This window comes from Orrella marina (genome assembly GCF_003058465.1).
GTDB lineage: Bacteria > Pseudomonadota > Gammaproteobacteria > Burkholderiales > Burkholderiaceae_B > Algicoccus > Algicoccus marinus.
Genome location: NZ_CP028901.1, coordinates 2,874,667 through 2,892,831, shown reverse-complemented (window position 1 = coordinate 2,892,831; position 18,165 = coordinate 2,874,667). Strand labels below are relative to the sequence as shown.

General features: G+C 56.1%; 18 protein-coding genes and 1 riboswitch. Of the genes, 6 read left to right on the top strand and 12 right to left on the bottom strand.

What is annotated here, in order from left to right; all coding sequences use genetic code 11:
• Nucleotides 1-40: 40 nt before the first annotated feature.
• On the bottom strand, nt 41-1,348 hold the full coding sequence (phoR, locus tag DBV39_RS13095; protein ID WP_108621908.1) for a phosphate regulon sensor histidine kinase PhoR: 1,308 nt from the start codon (nt 1,346-1,348) through the stop codon (nt 41-43).
• 48 nt (nt 1,349-1,396) lie between these two features.
• Nucleotides 1,397-2,095: a phosphate regulon transcriptional regulator PhoB gene (gene phoB, locus DBV39_RS13090; protein WP_108621907.1), complete on the bottom strand. Its 699-nt coding sequence runs from the start codon at nt 2,093-2,095 to the stop codon at nt 1,397-1,399.
• A gap of 137 nt (nt 2,096-2,232) precedes the next feature.
• Between phoB and ubiE the strand changes: the two genes are divergently transcribed.
• From ubiE to rfaE2, 6 genes are all read left to right on the top strand, one after another.
• A complete protein-coding gene (gene ubiE / locus DBV39_RS13085; protein WP_108621906.1) occupies nt 2,233-2,973 on the top strand; it encodes a bifunctional demethylmenaquinone methyltransferase/2-methoxy-6-polyprenyl-1,4-benzoquinol methylase UbiE in 741 nt (246 codons plus the stop codon).
• A gap of 281 nt (nt 2,974-3,254) precedes the next feature.
• On the top strand, nt 3,255-4,196 hold the full coding sequence (locus tag DBV39_RS13080; protein ID WP_108621905.1) for a Tim44 domain-containing protein: 942 nt from the start codon (nt 3,255-3,257) through the stop codon (nt 4,194-4,196).
• Between the two features lie 92 nt (nt 4,197-4,288).
• Complete coding sequence (locus DBV39_RS13075) at nt 4,289-4,954, top strand: ubiquinone biosynthesis accessory factor UbiJ (RefSeq protein WP_159078949.1); 666 nt, start codon at nt 4,289-4,291, stop codon at nt 4,952-4,954.
• Complete coding sequence (gene ubiB, locus DBV39_RS13070; RefSeq protein WP_108621903.1) at nt 4,951-6,498, top strand: ubiquinone biosynthesis regulatory protein kinase UbiB; 1,548 nt, start codon at nt 4,951-4,953, stop codon at nt 6,496-6,498. Before DBV39_RS13075 ends, ubiB begins: the two co-directional genes overlap by 4 nt.
• A gap of 92 nt (nt 6,499-6,590) precedes the next feature.
• Nucleotides 6,591-7,466 (top strand): ferritin family protein, encoded by an 876-nt coding sequence (locus DBV39_RS13065; protein WP_108621902.1) that lies wholly within the window; start codon nt 6,591-6,593, stop codon nt 7,464-7,466.
• Nucleotides 7,467-7,483: 17 nt separating this feature from the next.
• Nucleotides 7,484-7,978, top strand: a complete 495-nt coding sequence (gene rfaE2, locus DBV39_RS13060) for a D-glycero-beta-D-manno-heptose 1-phosphate adenylyltransferase (RefSeq protein WP_108621901.1) — start codon at nt 7,484-7,486, stop codon at nt 7,976-7,978.
• Between the two features lie 82 nt (nt 7,979-8,060).
• On the opposite strand, the gene DBV39_RS13055 is transcribed toward rfaE2, so the two are convergent.
• The 10 genes from DBV39_RS13055 to DBV39_RS13015 all read right to left on the bottom strand — a co-directional run bounded on the left by DBV39_RS13055 (nt 8,061) and on the right by DBV39_RS13015 (nt 17,720).
• Nucleotides 8,061-8,738 (bottom strand): 3-oxoacid CoA-transferase subunit B, encoded by a 678-nt coding sequence (locus DBV39_RS13055; RefSeq protein WP_108621900.1) that lies wholly within the window; start codon nt 8,736-8,738, stop codon nt 8,061-8,063.
• Nucleotides 8,731-9,426: a 3-oxoacid CoA-transferase subunit A gene (locus DBV39_RS13050; RefSeq protein WP_108621899.1), complete on the bottom strand. Its 696-nt coding sequence runs from the start codon at nt 9,424-9,426 to the stop codon at nt 8,731-8,733. Before DBV39_RS13050 ends, DBV39_RS13055 begins: the two co-directional genes overlap by 8 nt.
• Nucleotides 9,427-9,812: 386 nt before the next feature.
• Nucleotides 9,813-10,799 (bottom strand): Bug family tripartite tricarboxylate transporter substrate binding protein, encoded by a 987-nt coding sequence (locus DBV39_RS13045; RefSeq protein ID WP_108621898.1) that lies wholly within the window; start codon nt 10,797-10,799, stop codon nt 9,813-9,815.
• Between the two features lie 266 nt (nt 10,800-11,065).
• Nucleotides 11,066-11,887: a TolC family protein gene (locus tag DBV39_RS20030; protein ID WP_227870624.1), complete on the bottom strand. Its 822-nt coding sequence runs from the start codon at nt 11,885-11,887 to the stop codon at nt 11,066-11,068.
• A gap of 35 nt (nt 11,888-11,922) precedes the next feature.
• The gene (locus DBV39_RS20025) at nt 11,923-12,450 is read right to left on the bottom strand and encodes a TolC family protein (protein WP_227870623.1); all 528 of its coding nucleotides are present in this window, start codon (nt 12,448-12,450) and stop codon (nt 11,923-11,925) included.
• Nucleotides 12,451-12,468: 18 nt separating this feature from the next.
• Nucleotides 12,469-13,149: a protein-L-isoaspartate O-methyltransferase family protein gene (locus DBV39_RS13035; protein WP_108621897.1), complete on the bottom strand. Its 681-nt coding sequence runs from the start codon at nt 13,147-13,149 to the stop codon at nt 12,469-12,471.
• A gap of 40 nt (nt 13,150-13,189) precedes the next feature.
• The gene (gene thiD, locus DBV39_RS13030) at nt 13,190-14,014 is read right to left on the bottom strand and encodes a bifunctional hydroxymethylpyrimidine kinase/phosphomethylpyrimidine kinase (protein WP_108623269.1); all 825 of its coding nucleotides are present in this window, start codon (nt 14,012-14,014) and stop codon (nt 13,190-13,192) included.
• A 4-nt stretch (nt 14,015-14,018) separates the two neighbouring features.
• Nucleotides 14,019-14,819 (bottom strand): thiazole synthase, encoded by an 801-nt coding sequence (locus tag DBV39_RS13025; RefSeq protein ID WP_108621896.1) that lies wholly within the window; start codon nt 14,817-14,819, stop codon nt 14,019-14,021.
• 38 nt (nt 14,820-14,857) lie between these two features.
• Nucleotides 14,858-15,799, bottom strand: a complete 942-nt coding sequence (locus tag DBV39_RS13020; RefSeq protein ID WP_159078948.1) for an ABC transporter substrate-binding protein — start codon at nt 15,797-15,799, stop codon at nt 14,858-14,860.
• Between the two features lies 1 nt (nt 15,800).
• The gene (locus DBV39_RS13015; protein ID WP_108621894.1) at nt 15,801-17,720 is read right to left on the bottom strand and encodes a TonB-dependent receptor domain-containing protein; all 1,920 of its coding nucleotides are present in this window, start codon (nt 17,718-17,720) and stop codon (nt 15,801-15,803) included.
• Nucleotides 17,721-17,786: 66 nt separating this feature from the next.
• Nucleotides 17,787-17,989, bottom strand: a riboswitch (cobalamin riboswitch).
• Nucleotides 17,990-18,165: the final 176 nt, after the last annotated feature.

Sequence of the window (18,165 nt, the reverse complement as noted above, 5' to 3'; positions counted from 1 at the left end):
ACAGCGAGACTCCTGGTGGCAGGGTTGACATGTTAAAGCGTCAGTTTACCGCCGGCGCAATGCGCCTTGCATCAAAACTCAGACTAAATGTACTTCCTTTGCCAAGGCGGCTTTCAATATCCAGTGTCGCATCATGTCTCATGGCGATATGCTTGGTGATTGCCAGGCCAAGTCCAGTTCCGCCGACATCACGGGAGCGGCTGCGATCAACCCGGTAAAACCTTTCGCTCAGGCGTGGCAAATGCTCTGTCGATATGCCGATGCCCGTGTCCTTGACGCTGTAGCGAGCTTTGCCATCCGGTGTCCGGCACCAGCGAATCTTGATCTTTCCACCATCTGGGGTATAGCGGATTGCGTTAGTGATGAGGTTCGAGAATGCCGAGGCGAGTTCGGAAGCGGCGCCCAGTAGCTTGAGATCCGGGTCGATATCGAACTTGATCTCATGCCGGCCATCTGAGAGGGCAATCCCTTGTTCGATTGCTGTGTTTAACAGATGAGGAACATCAACCAGTGCCTGGTCAGCTTGCGGGCTGTTCTCCAGATCCGACAGGGTCAGGAGATCGGCAACTAGTGTCTGCATGCGCGTTGCCTGGGTTTGCATCAGTTGTAGATACTGCTTGCGCAGCGGCTCCGGAATTGCATCATCGGGCGCTTCAATGATGGTTTCAAGAAAGCCCGCTAGTACCGTGAGTGGTGTGCGTAACTCATGCGAAACGTTTGCCACGAAGTCCCTGCGTGTGGTCTCGAGCCGGTCGATCTGGGTCAGGTCCCGGGTGATCAGCAATCGCTGGTGCCGTAGATAGGTGACAAGTTGCAGCATTAGCAGCCTTTCGGATGATCCATTGGGCTGCTTGATGACAACGGACTCCGGCCAGGTTGGCTGCTTGCTGTAGCGCAAGAACTCAGGGTGTCTGATCAGATGCAGGATACTCTGACCGAGATCCGTGTTTTCATTCAGGTTGAGCTGGTCACGCGCTGCGCGGTTGAACCAGTTGATGGAAAGGTCCTGGTCAAGTGCAATCACGCCAACTGGCAGCGCTTGCGCTGCAGCCATGACGGCGGTCGTATTTTCGATTGACTCGTTGAGGATGGTTTCCTGCTCCCTTGTGTGCTTGTGTAAAGCTTTGACGACAGGCTCCCAAGGGCCCACATCAGTCGGCGGGCTGGACTCCGAGGGTGCTTTGGCCCAGAGGGCAACCCGGTGCGCCTGGTGGCGGCGCAGGGTCATCATGACACCGGCACCGACAGACAGTGCGATCCAGCCGAGTGCGCTGCCCCAGAAAAACTGGACGGCAGCCGCACTCGCCAGGCAGGCGAGGTAGATGTACAGCGTTCGATGCCATTGCATGGTCGGAATTTTCTCACGCACCCCTGGCAGAGGCGCTCAGAGCTCCCATCAGTGAGTGCTGGGCTGGCGGGTAAAACGGTAGCCGCTGCCACGTACAGTTTCGATGTGGTTGTCGTGTCCGCTGGGCTCAAGGGCTTTGCGCAGGCGGCGGATGTGGACGTCGACCGTTCTTTCCTCTACGAAGACGTGATCACCCCAGACCTGGTCGAGCAACTGGGATCTCGAGAACACCCTTTCAGCGTGGGTCATGAAGAAATGCAGGAGCCGGAACTCGGTCGGTCCGATTTGCAGAGGAGACCCGTTGCCGCTAAGCCGGTGAGAAGCCGGGTCAAGCTGCAATCCAGCCACTTCGGTTACATCGTCGGTCAACTGCGGGGCCCGACGACGCAGCACGGCCTTGATGCGGGCGATCAGCTCCTTGGGAGAGAAAGGCTTGGTGATGTAGTCATCGGCGCCTGCCTCGAGCCCATCGACCTTGTCTTGCTCGCTTCCCTTTGCAGTGAGCATGATGACGGGTACCTGGCGTGTACGTTCATCGTTGCGCAGCTTTCGGGCCAGTGCCAGACCGGAGGTGCCAGGCAGCATCCAGTCAAGCAGGATCAGGTCCGGTAGTTCGGCCTTGATCAGGGTCTCCGCCTGGGAGGCATCAAATGCTCGCAGGACCTTGTGACCGGAAAAGGACAGATTGACCGCAATCAGCTCCTGAATTGCTGGTTCATCTTCAATGACTAGAATTGTGCTGGACATGGATTTGACATCAATATGACATGAAACATGTGCAATCGTAAGACCCGATTGTTTCAAGTCTATGACAACCACCAATGTCCTGGATCGGATACCATTACTTTATTCTCCGATAAAAGCAGGCAGGCACGGTCAAACGAATGTCCCAGAATCAGACAGATTTCGGTTTCCAGAAAGTAGACGAATCCCTCAAGGCAAGCAAGGTTGCGCAGGTCTTCGATTCGGTCGCGAGTCGTTATGACATCATGAATGACCTGATGTCCGGCGGGCTTCACCGCCTGTGGAAGCTTTTTGCACTGTCCCGGGTGGGGGCGCGCAAAGGCATGAAAGTGCTAGACATTGCCTCTGGTACGGGGGACCTTGCCAGATCGATGTCCGGCAGCGTGGGGTCCACGGGTGAAGTCTGGGCGACCGATATCAATCTGTCGATGCTTAAAGTAGGCAGGGACCGTCTGCTTGATGAGGGCTGTGTTGTTCCGCTCGCGGTTTGTGACGCAGAGGCCCTTCCCTATCCCGACCAGTATTTTGATCGCGTCACGGTTGCGTTCGGGTTGCGCAACATGACCCACAAGGATCAGGCACTCGCCGAAATGTATCGAGTGCTTCGCCCGGGCGGCAAGCTGGTGGTTCTCGAGTTCTCGCGGATCAACAAGGCGCTTGAACCGGCTTACGACTGGTACTCGTTCAATGTGCTTCCGTGGCTGGGCAAAAAAGTGGCCGACGATGAGGCAAGCTACCGTTATCTCGCCGAGTCGATCCGGATGCATCCGGATCAGGAAACCTTGAAGTCGATGATGGCCAGTGTCGGTTTTGGGCGTACCGAGTACTTCAATCTGACGGCTGGCCTGGTGGCCGTACATGAAGGTGTGAGACTGGGCTGAGTTCAGTCAGAGATCCGAGCAGCGGCAGAAGATCTGAATCAAGAGGCCCAACCTGCTCTCACTTTGTCAGTTTTGCTTTCATTTTGTTACTTTTCTGGCCGGGAACTTTTATATAGTTGCAGGCGTCTCACGACGCCGGGCGTCTGTTGTGTCGCCAGTTCTGTGTTTTTTTGACTCAGGAGCGCGAGACAGCGAGCTTTGACGGGCTGTGCGAGCCGGGCGTCTTGAGTGTTTTTACCGATAAATGAGAGACGTATTGTCTTTCGAGAGGAGTCAGTTGCATGAAACACGCGATTTATTCGAAACTGCTCGCGCTGGTACTGGTGGCCGGAAGTGCCTTTGCCATGTTAGCGGTTTCATTTGATGCAGAAGCCCGTCGTATGGGGGGTGGCTTTAGTAGTGGGCGCCAGTCAACCAATGTTATGCAGCAGCGTCAGGCCACGCAGGCACCGTCTGCTGCGGCACCGACCGCAGGTGCCTCGGCTGCTGCAGCCGGCGCGCGTTCAGGTGCGTCGCGCTGGCTTGGGCCACTGGCCGGTATCGCCGCCGGTCTCGGTCTTGCCGCACTGCTCTCGCATCTCGGACTGGGTGGTGCGATGGCGGATTTGCTCGTGATCGCATTGATCGCTGGCCTTGCATTCTTTGCCATCCGTTTCCTGATGCGCGGAATGCGCCCGAACAATGGCGCAGCAACTGCGACCTCACAGGCAGGGCAGGGCATGAACCGCCAGTCGTTTGAGCAGCAGGGTCGTCCTCAGCCAAACAATGTCCAGAACCTTTTTGGTGGTGGTGAAGCAGCCCAGCCGGCAGCCAGTGCGCATTCAGAGCCGGTTGTCGGGTCCTGGTTTATTCCTGCGGGGTTCAATCAGCAGGAGTTTGTCGAAGAGTCCAAGCGTCAGTTTGTTGCTGTGCAGAAAGCCTGGGATGATGCCGATCGCGACGAGTTGCGTTTGCGTTTGACCGATGACTTCTATGCGGAATTTGAAGCGCAACTCAGTCAGCGCACACAAGAGAACAAGACCGAGGTCGTGATTCTGAATGCAGATATGCTGGGCATCGAGAAACTTTCAGACGGTTACCTTGCCAGCGTACGCTTCTCCGGCATGATTCGTGAGGACGATGCGCCTGAAGCGACCAGTTTTGAAGAGGTCTGGAACCTGCACAAGCAGGACGGTCAGGGATGGTTGCTGGCAGGTATCCAGCAGATGCCTGCTGCGCACTGAGTCGGTTTCTGCCGTTGCCAGACGTCATGAGGCGGTACACTCGGGGGTTTGATCAATTTCGAGGTGCCGCCATTACTGCCCCTGTGCTCCCCATGCCGAATTTTGGCGCTGACCCCCTTCAATGGGTCATCGGGGCGGTCAATGCGCTGATGAAGCGCCAGCCCGCCGCCCAGGACCTGCTTGCCCAGCATGCGGGGCGTACGGTACATCTCTACGTCGGTCAGCCGCGTTTTGCGCTGACAATAGGCCATGATGGAACGCTCAGCGCCGCCGATGCTGCTGTGCTCCCGGATGTGACTCTGCGGGTCGATGTTGTGCGGCTTTTACAATCAGGGTGGATGCCTGGTCGTCCTCTGCCCGAGAGTACGGGGCTGCTGCACGTCACGGGCGATGCCGCCATGGCGCAGACGCTCTCGACTCTGGCCAGGCACTGGCGCCCGGATCTGGAAGATCTTCTGTCGGAGATGGTCGGGGATGTGGCTGCCGTACAGATCGCGCTCGGTGCCCGGTCTCTCGCGCGTGGGCTGTTCGAGGCAGGGGAGAAGTTCACCCAGAATCTGGCGGAGTTTCTTGCATATGAGACCCGGGATCTGACGCCAGGTCCAGTACTACAGACGTGGCAACAGCAGTTTCAGTCTTACAAAAGGCAAATGATCGAAATGGATCAGAAGGTAGGCCAGCTTTCGAGGCGGCTGCATGAGGTGGAGACTGCGCGCACCCGCAAGGGACCCAGGTCTGCGCAAGGAGATGGTGCATGACCATCTTGCGCGTCATCCGGATATTTGTCGTGGTGCTCAGGTATCGTCTGGATGAGCTGGTTTTGTCGGGGATCAATCATCCGTTTGCGGTCCGCCTGTTGCGAATCGTGCGCATGGGAAGCCCCCCGAAATTGGAGCGGGCGGTGCGGCTACGTCTTGCGCTGGAGTCCCTCGGTCCTATTTTTGTGAAGTTTGGGCAAGTGCTTTCCACCCGGCGAGATCTGATCCCAACTGATATTGCCAACGAACTTGCCTTGCTGCAGGATCATGTTGCTCCGTTTCCCTCCAGGCAGGCGGCTCAGATCATCGAAGACGCGCTTGGCGCTCCTCCGGCGGAGCTTTTCGCCCATTTCGAGGTGGATCCCGTCGCGTCCGCCTCGATCGCCCAGGTGCACTTTGCACGGTTGCATGACGGACGTGAAGTGGCAGTGAAAGTGCTCAGGCCAGGTATGCTCGAATTTATCGAGAATGACCTGGCGCTTATGCGCATTTTTGCGAGAATTGTCGAGCGGTTATCGCCTGATGGCCGCCGCCTCAAGCCCAAAGAAGTGGTGGCTGAGTTTGACAAGTATCTGCATGATGAACTAGACCTGTTGCGTGAGGCGTCCAACTGCAGTCAGCTGCGGCGCAATTTTTCTCCTGAGTCTGATCGCGGCGAACTACTGATGGTTCCTGAAGTGGTTTGGGACTATTGTGCGAACAACGTCTTCACCATGGAGCGTATGTACGGCATCCCGGTCAGCCAGATTGAACGTTTGCGTATGGCCGGTGTCGATATCAAGGACCTTGCACGGCGCGGAGTGGAGATTTTCTTCACTCAGGTCTTTACGGATGGCTTTTTTCATGCCGACATGCACCCTGGCAATATTTATGTTTCTGATCAGCCCGAGACGCTTGGACGTTATATTGCATTAGACTTCGGTATAGTCGGGTCACTCTCGGAGTTTGACAAGAATTATCTGGCTCAGAATTTTCTGGCTTTCTTTCAACGTGACTATAGACGTGTTGCTCGTTTGCACATTGAGTCTGGCTGGGTGCCTTCCAACACAAGGGAAGAGGAACTCGAAGGTGCGATTCGCGCTGTTTGTGAGCCGTATTTTGACAGGCCACTGGCCCAGATTTCGCTGGGGCAGGTCCTGATGAGACTGTTTCAGACGTCGCGCAGGTTTCACGTCGAGATTCAACCCCAGCTGGTCCTCCTTCAGAAGACGCTGCTCAATGTTGAAGGGCTAGGCCGTGAACTTGACCCGCAACTGGACCTGTGGGAGACCGCAAAACCTTATCTGGAAGGCTGGATGCATGATCGGGTGGGTCTGACTGGACTGCGCAACAAGACCATGTTCGAGGCAGGTCAGTGGGCTCAGTGGTTACCTGAGTTCCCCCGCCTGGCGCATGCAGCCCTGACACGCCCTGATCATAGCCATGCAGTTCTGGAAGAAATGCGGGCGTTGCGTCAGGAGCGTCAGAAATCCAACCGTCTCATGACGGCGCTTTTAACAGTACTGGCCCTTTTTCTCGCGATATGGCTGTTTCGCAACTGGTAGGGCCGCTTCTGCACCGTGTCGAGTCTCTGTCATCACACTGAAGGCTTGATCGACTATCAATGTAGCTTCATTTTGTTTTTAAGGCTTATTCAATGCTCTACCCTGAACTGTTCAAGTCTCTCGAATCGGTGCGATGGAACATGCGCACGGACATTCCATGGGACAAATTTGATGAATCTCTGCTGTCTGATGAGCAGGCCTTGACGATCAAGATGAATGCAATCACGGAATGGGCTGCGTTGCCGGCGACCGAAATGTTTCTGCGAGACAACCGTGACGACAGCGACTTCAGCGCGTTCATGTCTGTCTGGTTCTTTGAGGAGCAGAAGCATTCTCTGGTACTGATCGAATACCTGAGACGCTTTCGGCCAGACCTGATGCCGACAGAGGAGGAGTTGCACAAGGTTCGCTTTGACTTCGACCCGGCTCCGCCTCTCGAGACACTCATGCTGCATTTTTGCGGTGAGATTCGTCTTAATCACTGGTACAGGTGTGCCGCACAGTGGCACACCGAACCGGTGATCCAGAATATCTACAAGACCATTGCCAAAGACGAAGCCAGACATGCGGGTGCCTATCTGAAGTACATGCGCCGTGCCGTTCATGACAAGGGACAGGTTTTTGCTGATCAGGCAAAACAGGCGTTTGCAAAGATTGGACTTTTGATGGCGTCAGCGCGACGCACGCCACAGGCGTTGCATCCGACCAACCTGCATGTCAACAAGGACATGTATCCAGACGATACCGTTCAGTCTAAACTGCCTGAGCCTGGCTGGCTCGAACACTGGCTTGACCAGCAGATCCGGTTCGATGCGGAGTGGGAAGCCAAGGTCAGTCAACGCATTCTGCATAACCTGTCAGTACTGCTCGAAGTGCCAATCAAGACCGTCCAGGATCTGAACCGGGTCAGAAAGTCTCTGATGTCACCACCCAATGCGTCAGGTTCCGAGTCGGCACTCGCAGTCTGAGTGGGTCAGAAGCGATCATGTCAGCGCGATTTGAAGGCAAGATCATGACCGTGCAGGCTTGCGCAGACTGGCTTGCTGGAATGCGCGCTGCCGCGAAAGGCCCTGTTGTTTTTACCAACGGGGTCTTCGATCTGTTGCATCGTGGCCATGTCAGCTATCTGGACGAGGCGGCCCAATGTGGGGCGATTCTGATCGTCGGGGTCAATAGCGACGCGTCGGCGAGACGTCTGGACAAGGGGCCGGAAAGGCCACTGAACTCGGAAGATGATCGCGCCGCATTGCTGGCAGCGCTGGCCTGTGTGGATGCAGTGGTCGTTTTCGATGAGGACACGCCTTACCAACTGATCGACGCCTTGCGCCCAGACACCATCGTCAAAGGCGGTGACTACGAGATGGACAAGCTTCCGGAGACATCGCTGGTTCGGTCGTGGGGTGGCCGGGCGCTTGCCATTCCGTTCGAGTATCAGCGATCTACAACAAGCCTGGTCGAGAAAATCCGGAAATCTGCCTGACCTGTTCTCAGGTATTCATGGGCGATCCTGTTGGGTCGTCAAGATTCAGGCTAGGATTGATATGACCACCACCATGTAGTGGTCAACTCGATCTGTTTGTCGAGAGTGTGGCGCAGTCCCGATGCAGGATGAGTTTCGCTGCAGTCATCGACTGAAGCTGCGCAAACTCCAGTCCGGCGACCATTGCGATCACGTGCATCGCACCCTGCTCAAACTGGATGATTGCGAGATCTGTGTAGATGCGGTCCACCACGCCAGATCCTGTCAAAGGGTAAGAGCACTTTTCGACGATCTTGGGCTCTCCTTTTTTGGTGACATGCTCCATGGTCACATAAAGTCGCCTGGCTCCTGCGACAAGGTCCATGGCGCCACCTACCGCCGGAATATCGTCGGGATGGCCGGTGTCCCAGTTAGCCAGATCTCCTTGTGCCGAAACTTGAAACGCACCCAGAATGGTCAGATCAATGTGACCGCCACGCATCATTGAAAATGAGACGACATGATCGGTGATTGATGATCCGGGAATGAGCGTGACAGGTTCCTTGCTTGCATTGATCAGGTCAAGATCAAGTGGCAGGGAGGTGTCGCCTGGACCCATCCCCACGATTCCGTTCTCAGTGTGCAGAATTATGTCTCGTCCTTCAGGAAGATAGTTCGCCACCAGTGTAGGCATCCCTATTCCCAGATTGACATACCAACCTTCCTGAATATCCTGTGCGACAGTCTGGGCAATTTCTTGTCTCGTCAGCTTCTCATACATTGTTGTAGGTTTCCTTGATCTCTATGACTCGCTGGACAAAAATTCCCGGCGTGTCAACACTCTCGGGAGGGAGCTCACCGAGTTCAACGATCTCTGTAACTTGGGCGACGGTCACTTTTGCTGCCATGGCCATGACAGGTGAGAAGTTGCGGCCAGCATAGCGATAGATCAAATTGCCCCAGCGATCTGCTTTGCTTGCTTTGATGAATGCAAAATCTCCTTGAATCGGGTGTTCCAGAACATACCCTCTCCCGTTGAAAACACGTGTTTCCTTTCCTTCAGCGAGTCTGGTTCCGTATGATGTCGGCGTGTAAAAGGGGCCCTGACCAGCGCCCGCAGCGCGCATTCTCTCGGCCATGGTCCCTTGAGGAACACATTCCAGTTCAATTTTGCCTGCGCGATAGGCGTCTGCAAATGCTTGGGCATTGGGTTTGAGTCTGTTTGATGAGCGAGCGAATGAGCAAACCATTTTCCTCACCCGCCCTGCCTCGATGAGCTGACTCAGGCCAATCGGGCCATTGCCCGCATTGTTGTTGACGACAGTCAGTTCTCTGGCTCCTTGCTCCAGTAGTGCGCACACGAGCTCCGTCGGTACGCCCGATGATCCAAATCCACCAATCAGAATGGTTGCGCCATCGTGCACTCCTTGTACAGCCTGCTCCAGCGTCTGAACTTTTTTATCTAACATTGTTTGTCTCAAGGGTGATAGGTGAAACTGCGGACTCCTGGGTGAACCAATGGAACAGATACTTCAAGAAACACTTCGATCAATTCTCGAGTTTGTACCGGGTCAATCACATTTTCCACAACGAATGTCTCAGCACTTCTGAATGGCGAGGTCAAGAGTTTCACCAACTTTTCAATTTCTGCACGCTTTGTTTCAGGATTCCGGGAGCCTTGGATCTCGGCTTATGTGGCCTTGTATCTTCTGGGTTCCGCCCGTCAGCAAAGATGGTCGACGACGCTCTGCAAGCTCTCCCAGCTTTCTATCCCATGCCATCCTGTACTTTCTCCATTTGAATGCGCCTTGCCGCACGACAAGGCGCATGACCCGGCAAGAGGTTCCTGACGATGTCAGTTGCCGATCTTGATATTGGCTTTCTTGATCAGGTCTTCGTTCTGTTTGAGCTCATGTTCAATCTTTTGTCGGAACTCGGCAGGTGACATATTCAGTACATTTCCCTGCAACATCAGTCGTTGCTGAATCTCCGGGTCTTGTGAGACGGCAGCGATAGCTTCGTTCAAAGTTGCCACAATTTCAGGTGGAGTGCCTTTCGGAACGAAGGTGCCGACCCAGAACGAAACGTCAAAGCCGTCGAACCCTGCTGCAGCGACAGTCGGGACGCCCGGCAAGTCACGCCATGGCTCAGAGGCTGAAATGGCCAGTGGCTTGAGTTTGCCTGACTTCATCAGGGGTACACCAGCCAGCGTGTCAAATCCAAAATCGATCTCTTTTGAAAGCAGGGCTGCTTGCATGGGGGCGGCCCCTTTGTAAGGGACGTGAAGCATCTCGGTGTCGGACATGGCCGCTAGCTGCGCGCCAGCCAGGTGCATGAGGTTCCCGTTGCCTGCTGAACCATAGGAAACTTCTTCGGGTTTTTCGCGGGCAAGCTTGACCAGGTCATGAACACTGTTTACACCCTTCATCCTCGGGTTGTCTGGGTTGATCGTTAGAACAAAAGGAACCGAGACAACGGTTGTGATCGGTTCATAGTCCGTCAGAGGGTCGTAGCCCAGATCATCATAAAGCAGAGGGTTCACCGTGATTGAGCTCGAATTGCTCACAAGCAAAGTGTGCCCGTCCGGTTGAGCACTTGCGACGGCCCTCGCTGCAATCATGCCATTGGCACCGGCGCGGTTGTCTATCACAAAGGGCTGGTTCAGTCGCTTTGACAGACCATCGCCGATGATGCGTGCAACGGTGTCAATGGTGCTTCCTGGGCTAAAACCAACAACCAAACGAACGGGCTTATCTGGGTAAGAGGATGCGTGTGCTGTGGCTGCCATACAGAACATGCCGATGGCGACTCCTAGCGCTTGAACGGATCGGGTCAGTTTCATGATTGTCTCCGGGATGATGGGTGTTGTAACGTTTTCTTAGGTGAAACGGTCGCTCCATTATGTATCAAGTGAAACGTACCTGTGTCAATGCGAACAGAGGCATTCTGAGTTCAACGCGTGTGACTCTCTCGGTATTGTTGTGGGCATCAGCATGTCAGCAGTGCCGCGTCGCAGAGATGGGCGACGTGTGTGTTTCGAGCGACATCGGGCGTGCTGCCACGAGGAGGCAGTCGCCTGGCTATGTCAGTCTGCCATGCATGGCAGTACTAGCGGCGAGTTCGCGGTAGTTTGAGATCGTGCATGATGCCTGTACCGGGCGATCCAGGCGGTTTGAGCAGTGTGTTGATGGTTCGCAGGTCTGCTTCTGACAGCACACCACTGTTGGCCCTTAACCTGAGTCCAGCCATGACCGCCTGGTAGCGGGCACGCGCGAGGTCGCGCTTTGTGACAAAGAGCTGCTGCTGCGCGTTCAGAACATCAAGGTTGATGCGCACACCTACCTGGTATCCGGTCAGATTGGCGGTAAGCGCCGACAGGCTGGATTTTTCGGCGGCCTGCAGGCCTTGAATTCTGGCCAGACCCGACACGACTCCATGGAAGTACTCGCGCGAAAGTTGAATCGATCTCCGCCTGGCTGCCTCAAGATCGTAAACAGATTTTTGCTGGAGTTCCGCTTTTTCGACAACTGTTGCGCTGACTCGTCCCCCAGAGTAGATGGGAACAGATAGCGTGATGCCGACCGAGTTGTCGATTGTCCTCCCGTCATAAAACGGTCTGACCTGCGAGTTGCCGACCGTATTGCTTGTCGACGATGCCGTCAGGTTAACTGATGGGTAATGGCCTGACTTGGCGATCTGGACATCACGTTCGGATATGCGTGTCTGAATGCGAGCTCTGACAACATCCAGATTGGCGGAAGATGCCTGCATGGTCCAGTCATCAAGTTTATTGGGTATGGGTGCCGGTATCCTGACGTTGTAGGGCAGGGCATAAAGGCTGCCTGGCGGCGGCTGACGTCCGACAATACGCGCAAGCTCATTCTCGGCATTACGCAGGTCATTTTCGGCAGCAATGATGTTGGCCGACACCAGATCGAACCGCGCCTGAGCCTCGAGGGCATCGGTTACCGTTGCATCCCGAGTTCAAATCGCTGTCTTGAGGCTGCAAGTTGCTCCTGGACCGACTGAAGTTCTGCTCGGAGTGCCTCTAGCGTGTCTTGCGCTGTCAGCGTATCAAAATAGGCCTGACTGACGCGAATGAGCAAGTCCTGATAAGCCAGTTGTAGCTGAACCTCGGCACTTGCGACCACAAGCTTGGACTGCTCATAAGTCTGAATAGCAGACCAGTTGAAAATAGGCTGCGTCAGAGACAAGGTCCAGGCTGAGCGGGTGCTGTTGTAGACCTGGTTCAGCGGACCTGTTGCCCGGCTGTCGAGATAGGCGCCTGTCAGCGTTCCGTCGACCTGCGGCAAGAGTCCCGCCCGAGCTTGTGGCAGTTTCTGCATCGAGGCCCGGTACTGGGATCGTGCAGCTGCATATGTTGCGTCGTGATTGAGTGCGAGCTGCCAGGCCTGCGCCAGGTCCATTGCGCTGGCAGGTACAGACGTACAGCAGATCACCGCTACGATGATTTTCTTGAATGACCACCGCATGATGAGCTGCTCCAGCAGTTAAAACTTGAATCGTGATACCTTGGGCCCCGTCAGGGGCTTGATCACCGTTTCAAACAGCGTTTCCATCTCGAAGCTGGCTGCCGTGATCCGGGTGATTCTCACCACAGTCATGGCGGGAGCCTGACCGACCACTGCCACCAGGCGTCCTCCGACCCGGAGTTGGTACTTCATGGGGTCTGGAATGCTTGGGATCGATCCTGTGACCAGAATGGCGTCGTACTCGGTGGTCCCCCATCCTTGACTGGCGTCACCTGTTTCGATCGCAACTCCCTCGACGCTGGACTGGGTCAGGTTTTCCTGAGCGAATGCGACCAGTCTTGGATCAATCTCGATCGAGGTGACCTGCCGGGTCATAGTGGCCAGGATCGCTGCCTGATAACCAGAGCCTGTGCCGATCTCAAGTACACAATCTGTCGGCTTGAGACTGAGCGCCTGTGCAAGCCGGGCCTCGAGTTTGGGTGCCAGCATGGTCTGCATCGTGTCGACACCATGGATGATCAGCGGTACTTCCAGATCAGAAAAGGCCATGGCGCGAAACTCGACAGGAACGAAACGCTCGCGCTGAACGGTTGCAATCGCTTGCAGAACCGCTTCATCATTGACGTCCCAAGGCCTGATCTGCTGTTCGATCATGTTGAAACGTGCTTGTTCGACATTGGGCAAACTGGTGGGCTTCATGACTCTACTTGGTAACAGATGGGAGAATTGATTGTACTAGTCACTGGGACCATAACTCGTAAAAGTGGTGCACTGGACCATGACCACTGCCGACCTGGAGTTCGTCAGCGTGTGCAATCGCGTTGATCAGGTATGCCTTGGCCTGTTTCGCAGCCTGTTCCATGTCCGCGCCTCGTCCGAGCAGGGTGGCCAGCGCGGCTGAGAGGGTGCAGCCGGTCCCGTGGGTATTTCGGGTATCGATGCGTTGCCCTGGCAGCTCGATCATGACGTCGCCGTCGTGCAGCAAGTCTGTTGTCTCATTGCCGGGCAGGTGACCGCCCTTGAGGAGTACCCAGCGATGTCCCTGATATGTCATTGTTTCACGCAAGCGCTCTGCCATGATCCGCATTTCTCGCAGATTATCGGGTGCTCTGCGCTCGGTCAGTACGCCGCCTTCTGGCAGGTTGGGCGTGATCAGTGTTGCAAGTGGCAGCATGGCCTCACGCAATTCACCGACGGCGTCTGGCTCTAGCAGCATGTCACCGCTTTTGGCGACCATGACGGGATCCAGGACCACATGTGGGACCGGATGGCGAGCCAGTTCATATGCAACCGCACGGATAACCGGTGCCTGACCAAGCATGCCAATTTTTGTGGCGTGAATGGTTACATCGTCAAACAATGTCTGCAACTGGGCGCTGACAAACTCGTGCGGTACCGGACTAATGTGAGTGACTGCTCGGGTATTCTGCGCTGTCAGGGCCGCCACGACCGCGCAGGCGTACCCACCCAGCGCGCTCATGGCTTTGATATCCGCCAGGATGCCAGCTCCGCCAGATGGGTCAACGCCGGCGATTGTCAGAATGTTCGGAGGTGCCGTGGACATGGTGTCAGGCACCTTGTCCGGTAATCATCCCGGCAGTGGGCGAACTCGGGCTTGCCTGATAGATCTTTCGAGGGATACGACCAGCCAGGTAGGCCTGGCGGCCGGCGAGCACGGCGTTCTTCATGGCGGTAGCCATCAGAATCGGATCCCTTGCACCGGCAATGGCCGTATTCATCAGAACACCATCGCAACCGAGTTCCATGGCAATGGACGCGTCCGAGGCGGTGCCCACACCGGCATCCACCAGAACTGGAACGTTGGCTTGCTCGATGATCAGTTGCAGATTCCAGGGATTGAGAATCCCCATTCCCGAGCCGATCAGCGACGCAAGTGGCATGATGGCCACGCAGCCAATGTCTTCCAGCATGCGAGCCTGGATCGGGTCGTCGGTGCAGTAGACCATCACCTCAAAACCTTCGGCGACCAGTGTTTTTGCCGCCTGAAGAGTCTCGGGCATGTTCGGAAACAGACTCTTGGGGTCGCCAAGCACTTCGAGCTTGACCAGGCGATGGTCATCAAGCAGCTCGCGCGCGAGCCTAAGGGTCCGGATGGCATCCTCTGCCGTGTAGCACCCGGCCGTGTTGGGAAGCAGGGTGAATTTGCTGGCTGGCACATGATCTAGCAGGCTTTCCTCACCCGCGTTCTGTCCGATATTGGTGCGACGGATGGCCACAGTCACGATCTCTGCACCACTGGCATCCAGCGCCTCGCGTGTCTGCGCAAAATCCCGGTACTTGCCGGTACCAACTAGCAGTCTGGATTGATATGTTTTGCCTGCGATAATCAGGCCGTCTTTTTCACTCATCAATTTCTGTCCTCGCGGGCGATTTGCTTGATCATCGCTCAATTATGACGGGAATAATCCCTCGATTGATCGGGCCTGGTATCTGTCTTGCTCGTTTCATGCCTGGCGGTTTCGATGGCCTTGCACAACTGCCTGGCAGCCAGAACAAAACGCGGGCCAGGGCGATACATCCAGTCAGGGTCGATCAGCCGCACGGGTGCGACTGCCTTGATCGATGCCGCAGGCGTCGAACCGCTCACAATCAAGGCGGGATGGGTTGAAATGATACCCTCCAGACTGGCTCGCGGGGTAATTAGCTGACTGCTGCCAAATGGATTGGTTCCGCCGCACAGTTCGATGACCTGGTTGATCAGTGGGTCAGCACCCATCACCACCTGACCATCGGCGCTGGCCAGTACGACGACTGTCACGATCGATGCTGGTGTTGCCGATGTCGGTGAGGAACGACTGGATGTCCTGCCTGGTGCTCTGGTTGAGGAAGTGGACTGACTTTCATCGGTCAGAGCACTCAGGCTCCGGATTTCTTCGCGCAGGGCCAACGCGGTTTCCCTTGCGTGCGAGAGCGTTCCCAGTTGCAGCCCGATCCTCTCAATATCGCTTGCGATTTCATCCAGTGAGGTCGGCCTGCTGAGCAGCACCTGCTTGCCGAGTTGCTGCAACCGGTCTGTGTAAAGGGATGGCCAGCTGACGATGAGGTCAGGCTCCCAGCGAAGAATTTCTTCGAGACTGGTGTGAATACCATCCCCGAACCGGGGGATATGTCTGGCCTGTTCCGGGAAGTCGCTGGCGTTGACGGTTGCGACGATCATGTCACCGCCACCTGCAGCGAACACCATCTCGGTTGCGTGTGGAGTGAGGGTAACGACTCTTGGGGCAGCCCAGGCCGGGGTGATCAGGCAGATCGCTGGGATCAGGAGCAGGAGAGCCGCAACCTGGTTGCATGACCAGGCTGTTCGGCGCAATCTGCGCAAAGAATGCAACTTACATCTCCAGGCGGACATTGAAGAACACATTCGAACCAGGGGTGTTGTAGCCTCTGACCAGAGTGTAGTCCTTGCCTAGCACGTTGTTCCAGCGCAGCTGAACCGACACCTGACGCGAGACAGCATACTGAACGCCCAGGTTCAGCAGCCCATAGCCACCCAGAACGGCGGTGCCGTCACTTCGGTCGCTTGTGAGCATCCAGTCAGCGTCCAGTGTCAGGTCGTTGATGCGATGCTCAGCCCCCAGACGCAGCGTTCGCTGAGCAATGAAAGGCAGGCGTTTTCCGGTCGAGTTGTTATAGGGACTCAGCAGGTCAAAACTGCCATAGACCTGGGTCTGGCTTCCCACCCACTGCTCGAAGGAGAAGGTCATTCCTTTGATGGTCGCGTTCTGGATATTCTGGGGAATGTAGGTCGGGGCTTCGGAGGCGATGAGATCGGTGATGCGGTTGTGATATCCCACCAGCGACAGCTTGCCTGACTGATGGGTGTAGCGTAGGCCAATCTCGTAGTTACGTGACTTCTCCGGCGCGAGATCCGGATTGCTGAAGCCCGGGTAGTAAAGTTCACTGAACGTCGGCGCGCGAAACGCATTGTTCATGGCGACACTGGCCTGCCAGCCACGGGCGAACTCGTACGCATACGCCAGGCTGCCGGTTGTGAAATTGCCGTACTGGGAGTTGTCATCATTTCGCAGACTGGCCTGGATCCGGTGTGCCCCCCACTTGCCGGTGTAATTCGCCATCACCGAATTGGTATGAATCGAGTCCTGTGCAAACTGCACCGGGCGACCTGCGTCACTCCCGTTGACGGACTGTTCGAGGCGCTCCAGCCCCACGTTGAGCGTCTGGTCGGCCGCAATGTCGAGCGTGTTGAGCCAGAGGTACTGGGCCTGACTGGATTGAAAGTAGCCCGGTGGTCCGGATTTCGGATCGGTGCGTGTTTCGTTCTTTTCGTCCAGAAAGCTGCCTGACAGCGTGCTCAGCCACCGGTCATTGATTCGGTTGCGGGATGTGATGATCGTATTGCCCAGCGTCTGGATGCCCCGGTCGTTATAGACCGGGTCAAACGAGTCGTACCCACCGTTGACCCTTGACTGCAGCGTCTGGACGGAAATCGTCTGATCAGGGGCCCAGGTCAGGCCGATCTGTCCACCGATATTGCTGCGGTAGTAGGAATCTTTGTCTGCGTTGTTGGCAAACGGATAGTCTCCGTTGGTTGCCTGGTATCCGCCGCTTTGCCCGTAACCTCCGTACAGACTGTAGGACCACATATCCTGGCTGCCTGAGAGTCCGGCGTCATACTCTGTTGTTCCATAGGAGCCCACACCCATGTTGATGTAGCCACTCAGTGGGCGATCGGCGGGCTGTCGCGTGATGACGTTGATGACCCCGCCCATTGCATTGGCCCCGTACAGGCTGCTGGCTGCTCCACGCACAATCTCGATGCGTTCGATTGCATTGAGCGGGATAGCGTTCAGAACAGGCAGACCGTTGGTCGGTGAATTGACTCGCATGCCGTCGATCATGACCAGGCTCTGGCGACTGTTGGTGCCACGCACGTTGATGGTGGTGAGTGTTTGCGGGCCGCCGTACTCGACGATTCCGATGCTGCGCTCGCGTCCCAGAACGTCTCCGAGCGTGGCGCTTGGGGTTTTTTGCAGGATCTCGCTGTCAATCACCGAGTCGTCACCAATCGTGTGGCTGAGGGTTTGGGGGGTGCGTGTCGCGGTGACAATGATCGGAGAGAACGTCTGGGCTAGGTCGTTCTGGCCTGCAGGCGGTGATACCGGCTTAACAGCCGTATCTGTTGTAGACGTGCCAGTTTGGGCAAGCGCCACCGGAGCAAGTAAAGGCAGGGGAGCCAGCAGGGCACAGAATGTGCTCACGGCCAGCGTCGGGCGAAATGGGGATGTCATGCTGAAGTCTCGTGTCTGACGTGCGTCCCCGCACGTCGATTGCACTCACCAGGCCTGCACTCAAAACACAGGCCCACCTGTCTGGCTGGTATCGGGCTGGCAGACAACGGGTTCCTGTAGACAGGAACCCGTTGTCTGGTGACCGTTGCGGGGGCAGCACAGGCTGGCGATGACATCGCTTCCTGTTTCCCAATTAACTTTCCCGGCACATGCGTCTGCTTCGTGGCTTGACCGTATGCGCTGAAAGCACCAGAGCAGGCGAACTGTAGCATGGTGGCACCATTGAGATGGCCCTGAGCCGTCTGGGTCTCTGCCAGAGTCGATCTTCTGGTTTGTTACGATTGCGGGTTGACTTTTCTATCCATCACACTATTTCACCTCTCACATTGCCCGGTATTTCTGACGTGACAGAATGAATATCGGGGATTCGAGCGATCAAGGCCCA

Excerpts from the sequence above, each read along its gene's own strand:
- rfaE2 (WP_108621901.1), top strand. The coding sequence starts at position 7,484 with ATGTCAGCGCGATTTGAAGGCAAGATCATGACCGTGCAGGCTTGCGCA.
- DBV39_RS13050 (WP_108621899.1), bottom strand. The coding sequence starts at position 9,426 with ATGTTAGATAAAAAAGTTCAGACGCTGGAGCAGGCTGTACAAGGAGTG.
- ubiB (WP_108621903.1), top strand. The coding sequence starts at position 4,951 with ATGACCATCTTGCGCGTCATCCGGATATTTGTCGTGGTGCTCAGGTAT.
- DBV39_RS20025 (WP_227870623.1), bottom strand. The coding sequence starts at position 12,450 with ATGCGGTGGTCATTCAAGAAAATCATCGTAGCGGTGATCTGCTGTACG.
- phoR (WP_108621908.1), bottom strand. The coding sequence starts at position 1,348 with ATGCAATGGCATCGAACGCTGTACATCTACCTCGCCTGCCTGGCGAGT.
- thiD (WP_108623269.1), bottom strand. The coding sequence starts at position 14,014 with ATGTCCACGGCACCTCCGAACATTCTGACAATCGCCGGCGTTGACCCA.
- DBV39_RS13075 (WP_159078949.1), top strand. The coding sequence starts at position 4,289 with ATGCCGAATTTTGGCGCTGACCCCCTTCAATGGGTCATCGGGGCGGTC.
- DBV39_RS13015 (WP_108621894.1), bottom strand. The coding sequence starts at position 17,720 with ATGACATCCCCATTTCGCCCGACGCTGGCCGTGAGCACATTCTGTGCC.
- DBV39_RS13080 (WP_108621905.1), top strand. The coding sequence starts at position 3,255 with ATGAAACACGCGATTTATTCGAAACTGCTCGCGCTGGTACTGGTGGCC.
- DBV39_RS13055 (WP_108621900.1), bottom strand. The coding sequence starts at position 8,738 with ATGTATGAGAAGCTGACGAGACAAGAAATTGCCCAGACTGTCGCACAG.
- ubiE (WP_108621906.1), top strand. The coding sequence starts at position 2,233 with ATGTCCCAGAATCAGACAGATTTCGGTTTCCAGAAAGTAGACGAATCC.
- DBV39_RS13065 (WP_108621902.1), top strand. The coding sequence starts at position 6,591 with ATGCTCTACCCTGAACTGTTCAAGTCTCTCGAATCGGTGCGATGGAAC.
- phoB (WP_108621907.1), bottom strand. The coding sequence starts at position 2,095 with ATGTCCAGCACAATTCTAGTCATTGAAGATGAACCAGCAATTCAGGAG.
- DBV39_RS13025 (WP_108621896.1), bottom strand. The coding sequence starts at position 14,819 with ATGAGTGAAAAAGACGGCCTGATTATCGCAGGCAAAACATATCAATCC.
- DBV39_RS13035 (WP_108621897.1), bottom strand. The coding sequence starts at position 13,149 with ATGAAGCCCACCAGTTTGCCCAATGTCGAACAAGCACGTTTCAACATG.
- DBV39_RS13045 (WP_108621898.1), bottom strand. The coding sequence starts at position 10,799 with ATGAAACTGACCCGATCCGTTCAAGCGCTAGGAGTCGCCATCGGCATG.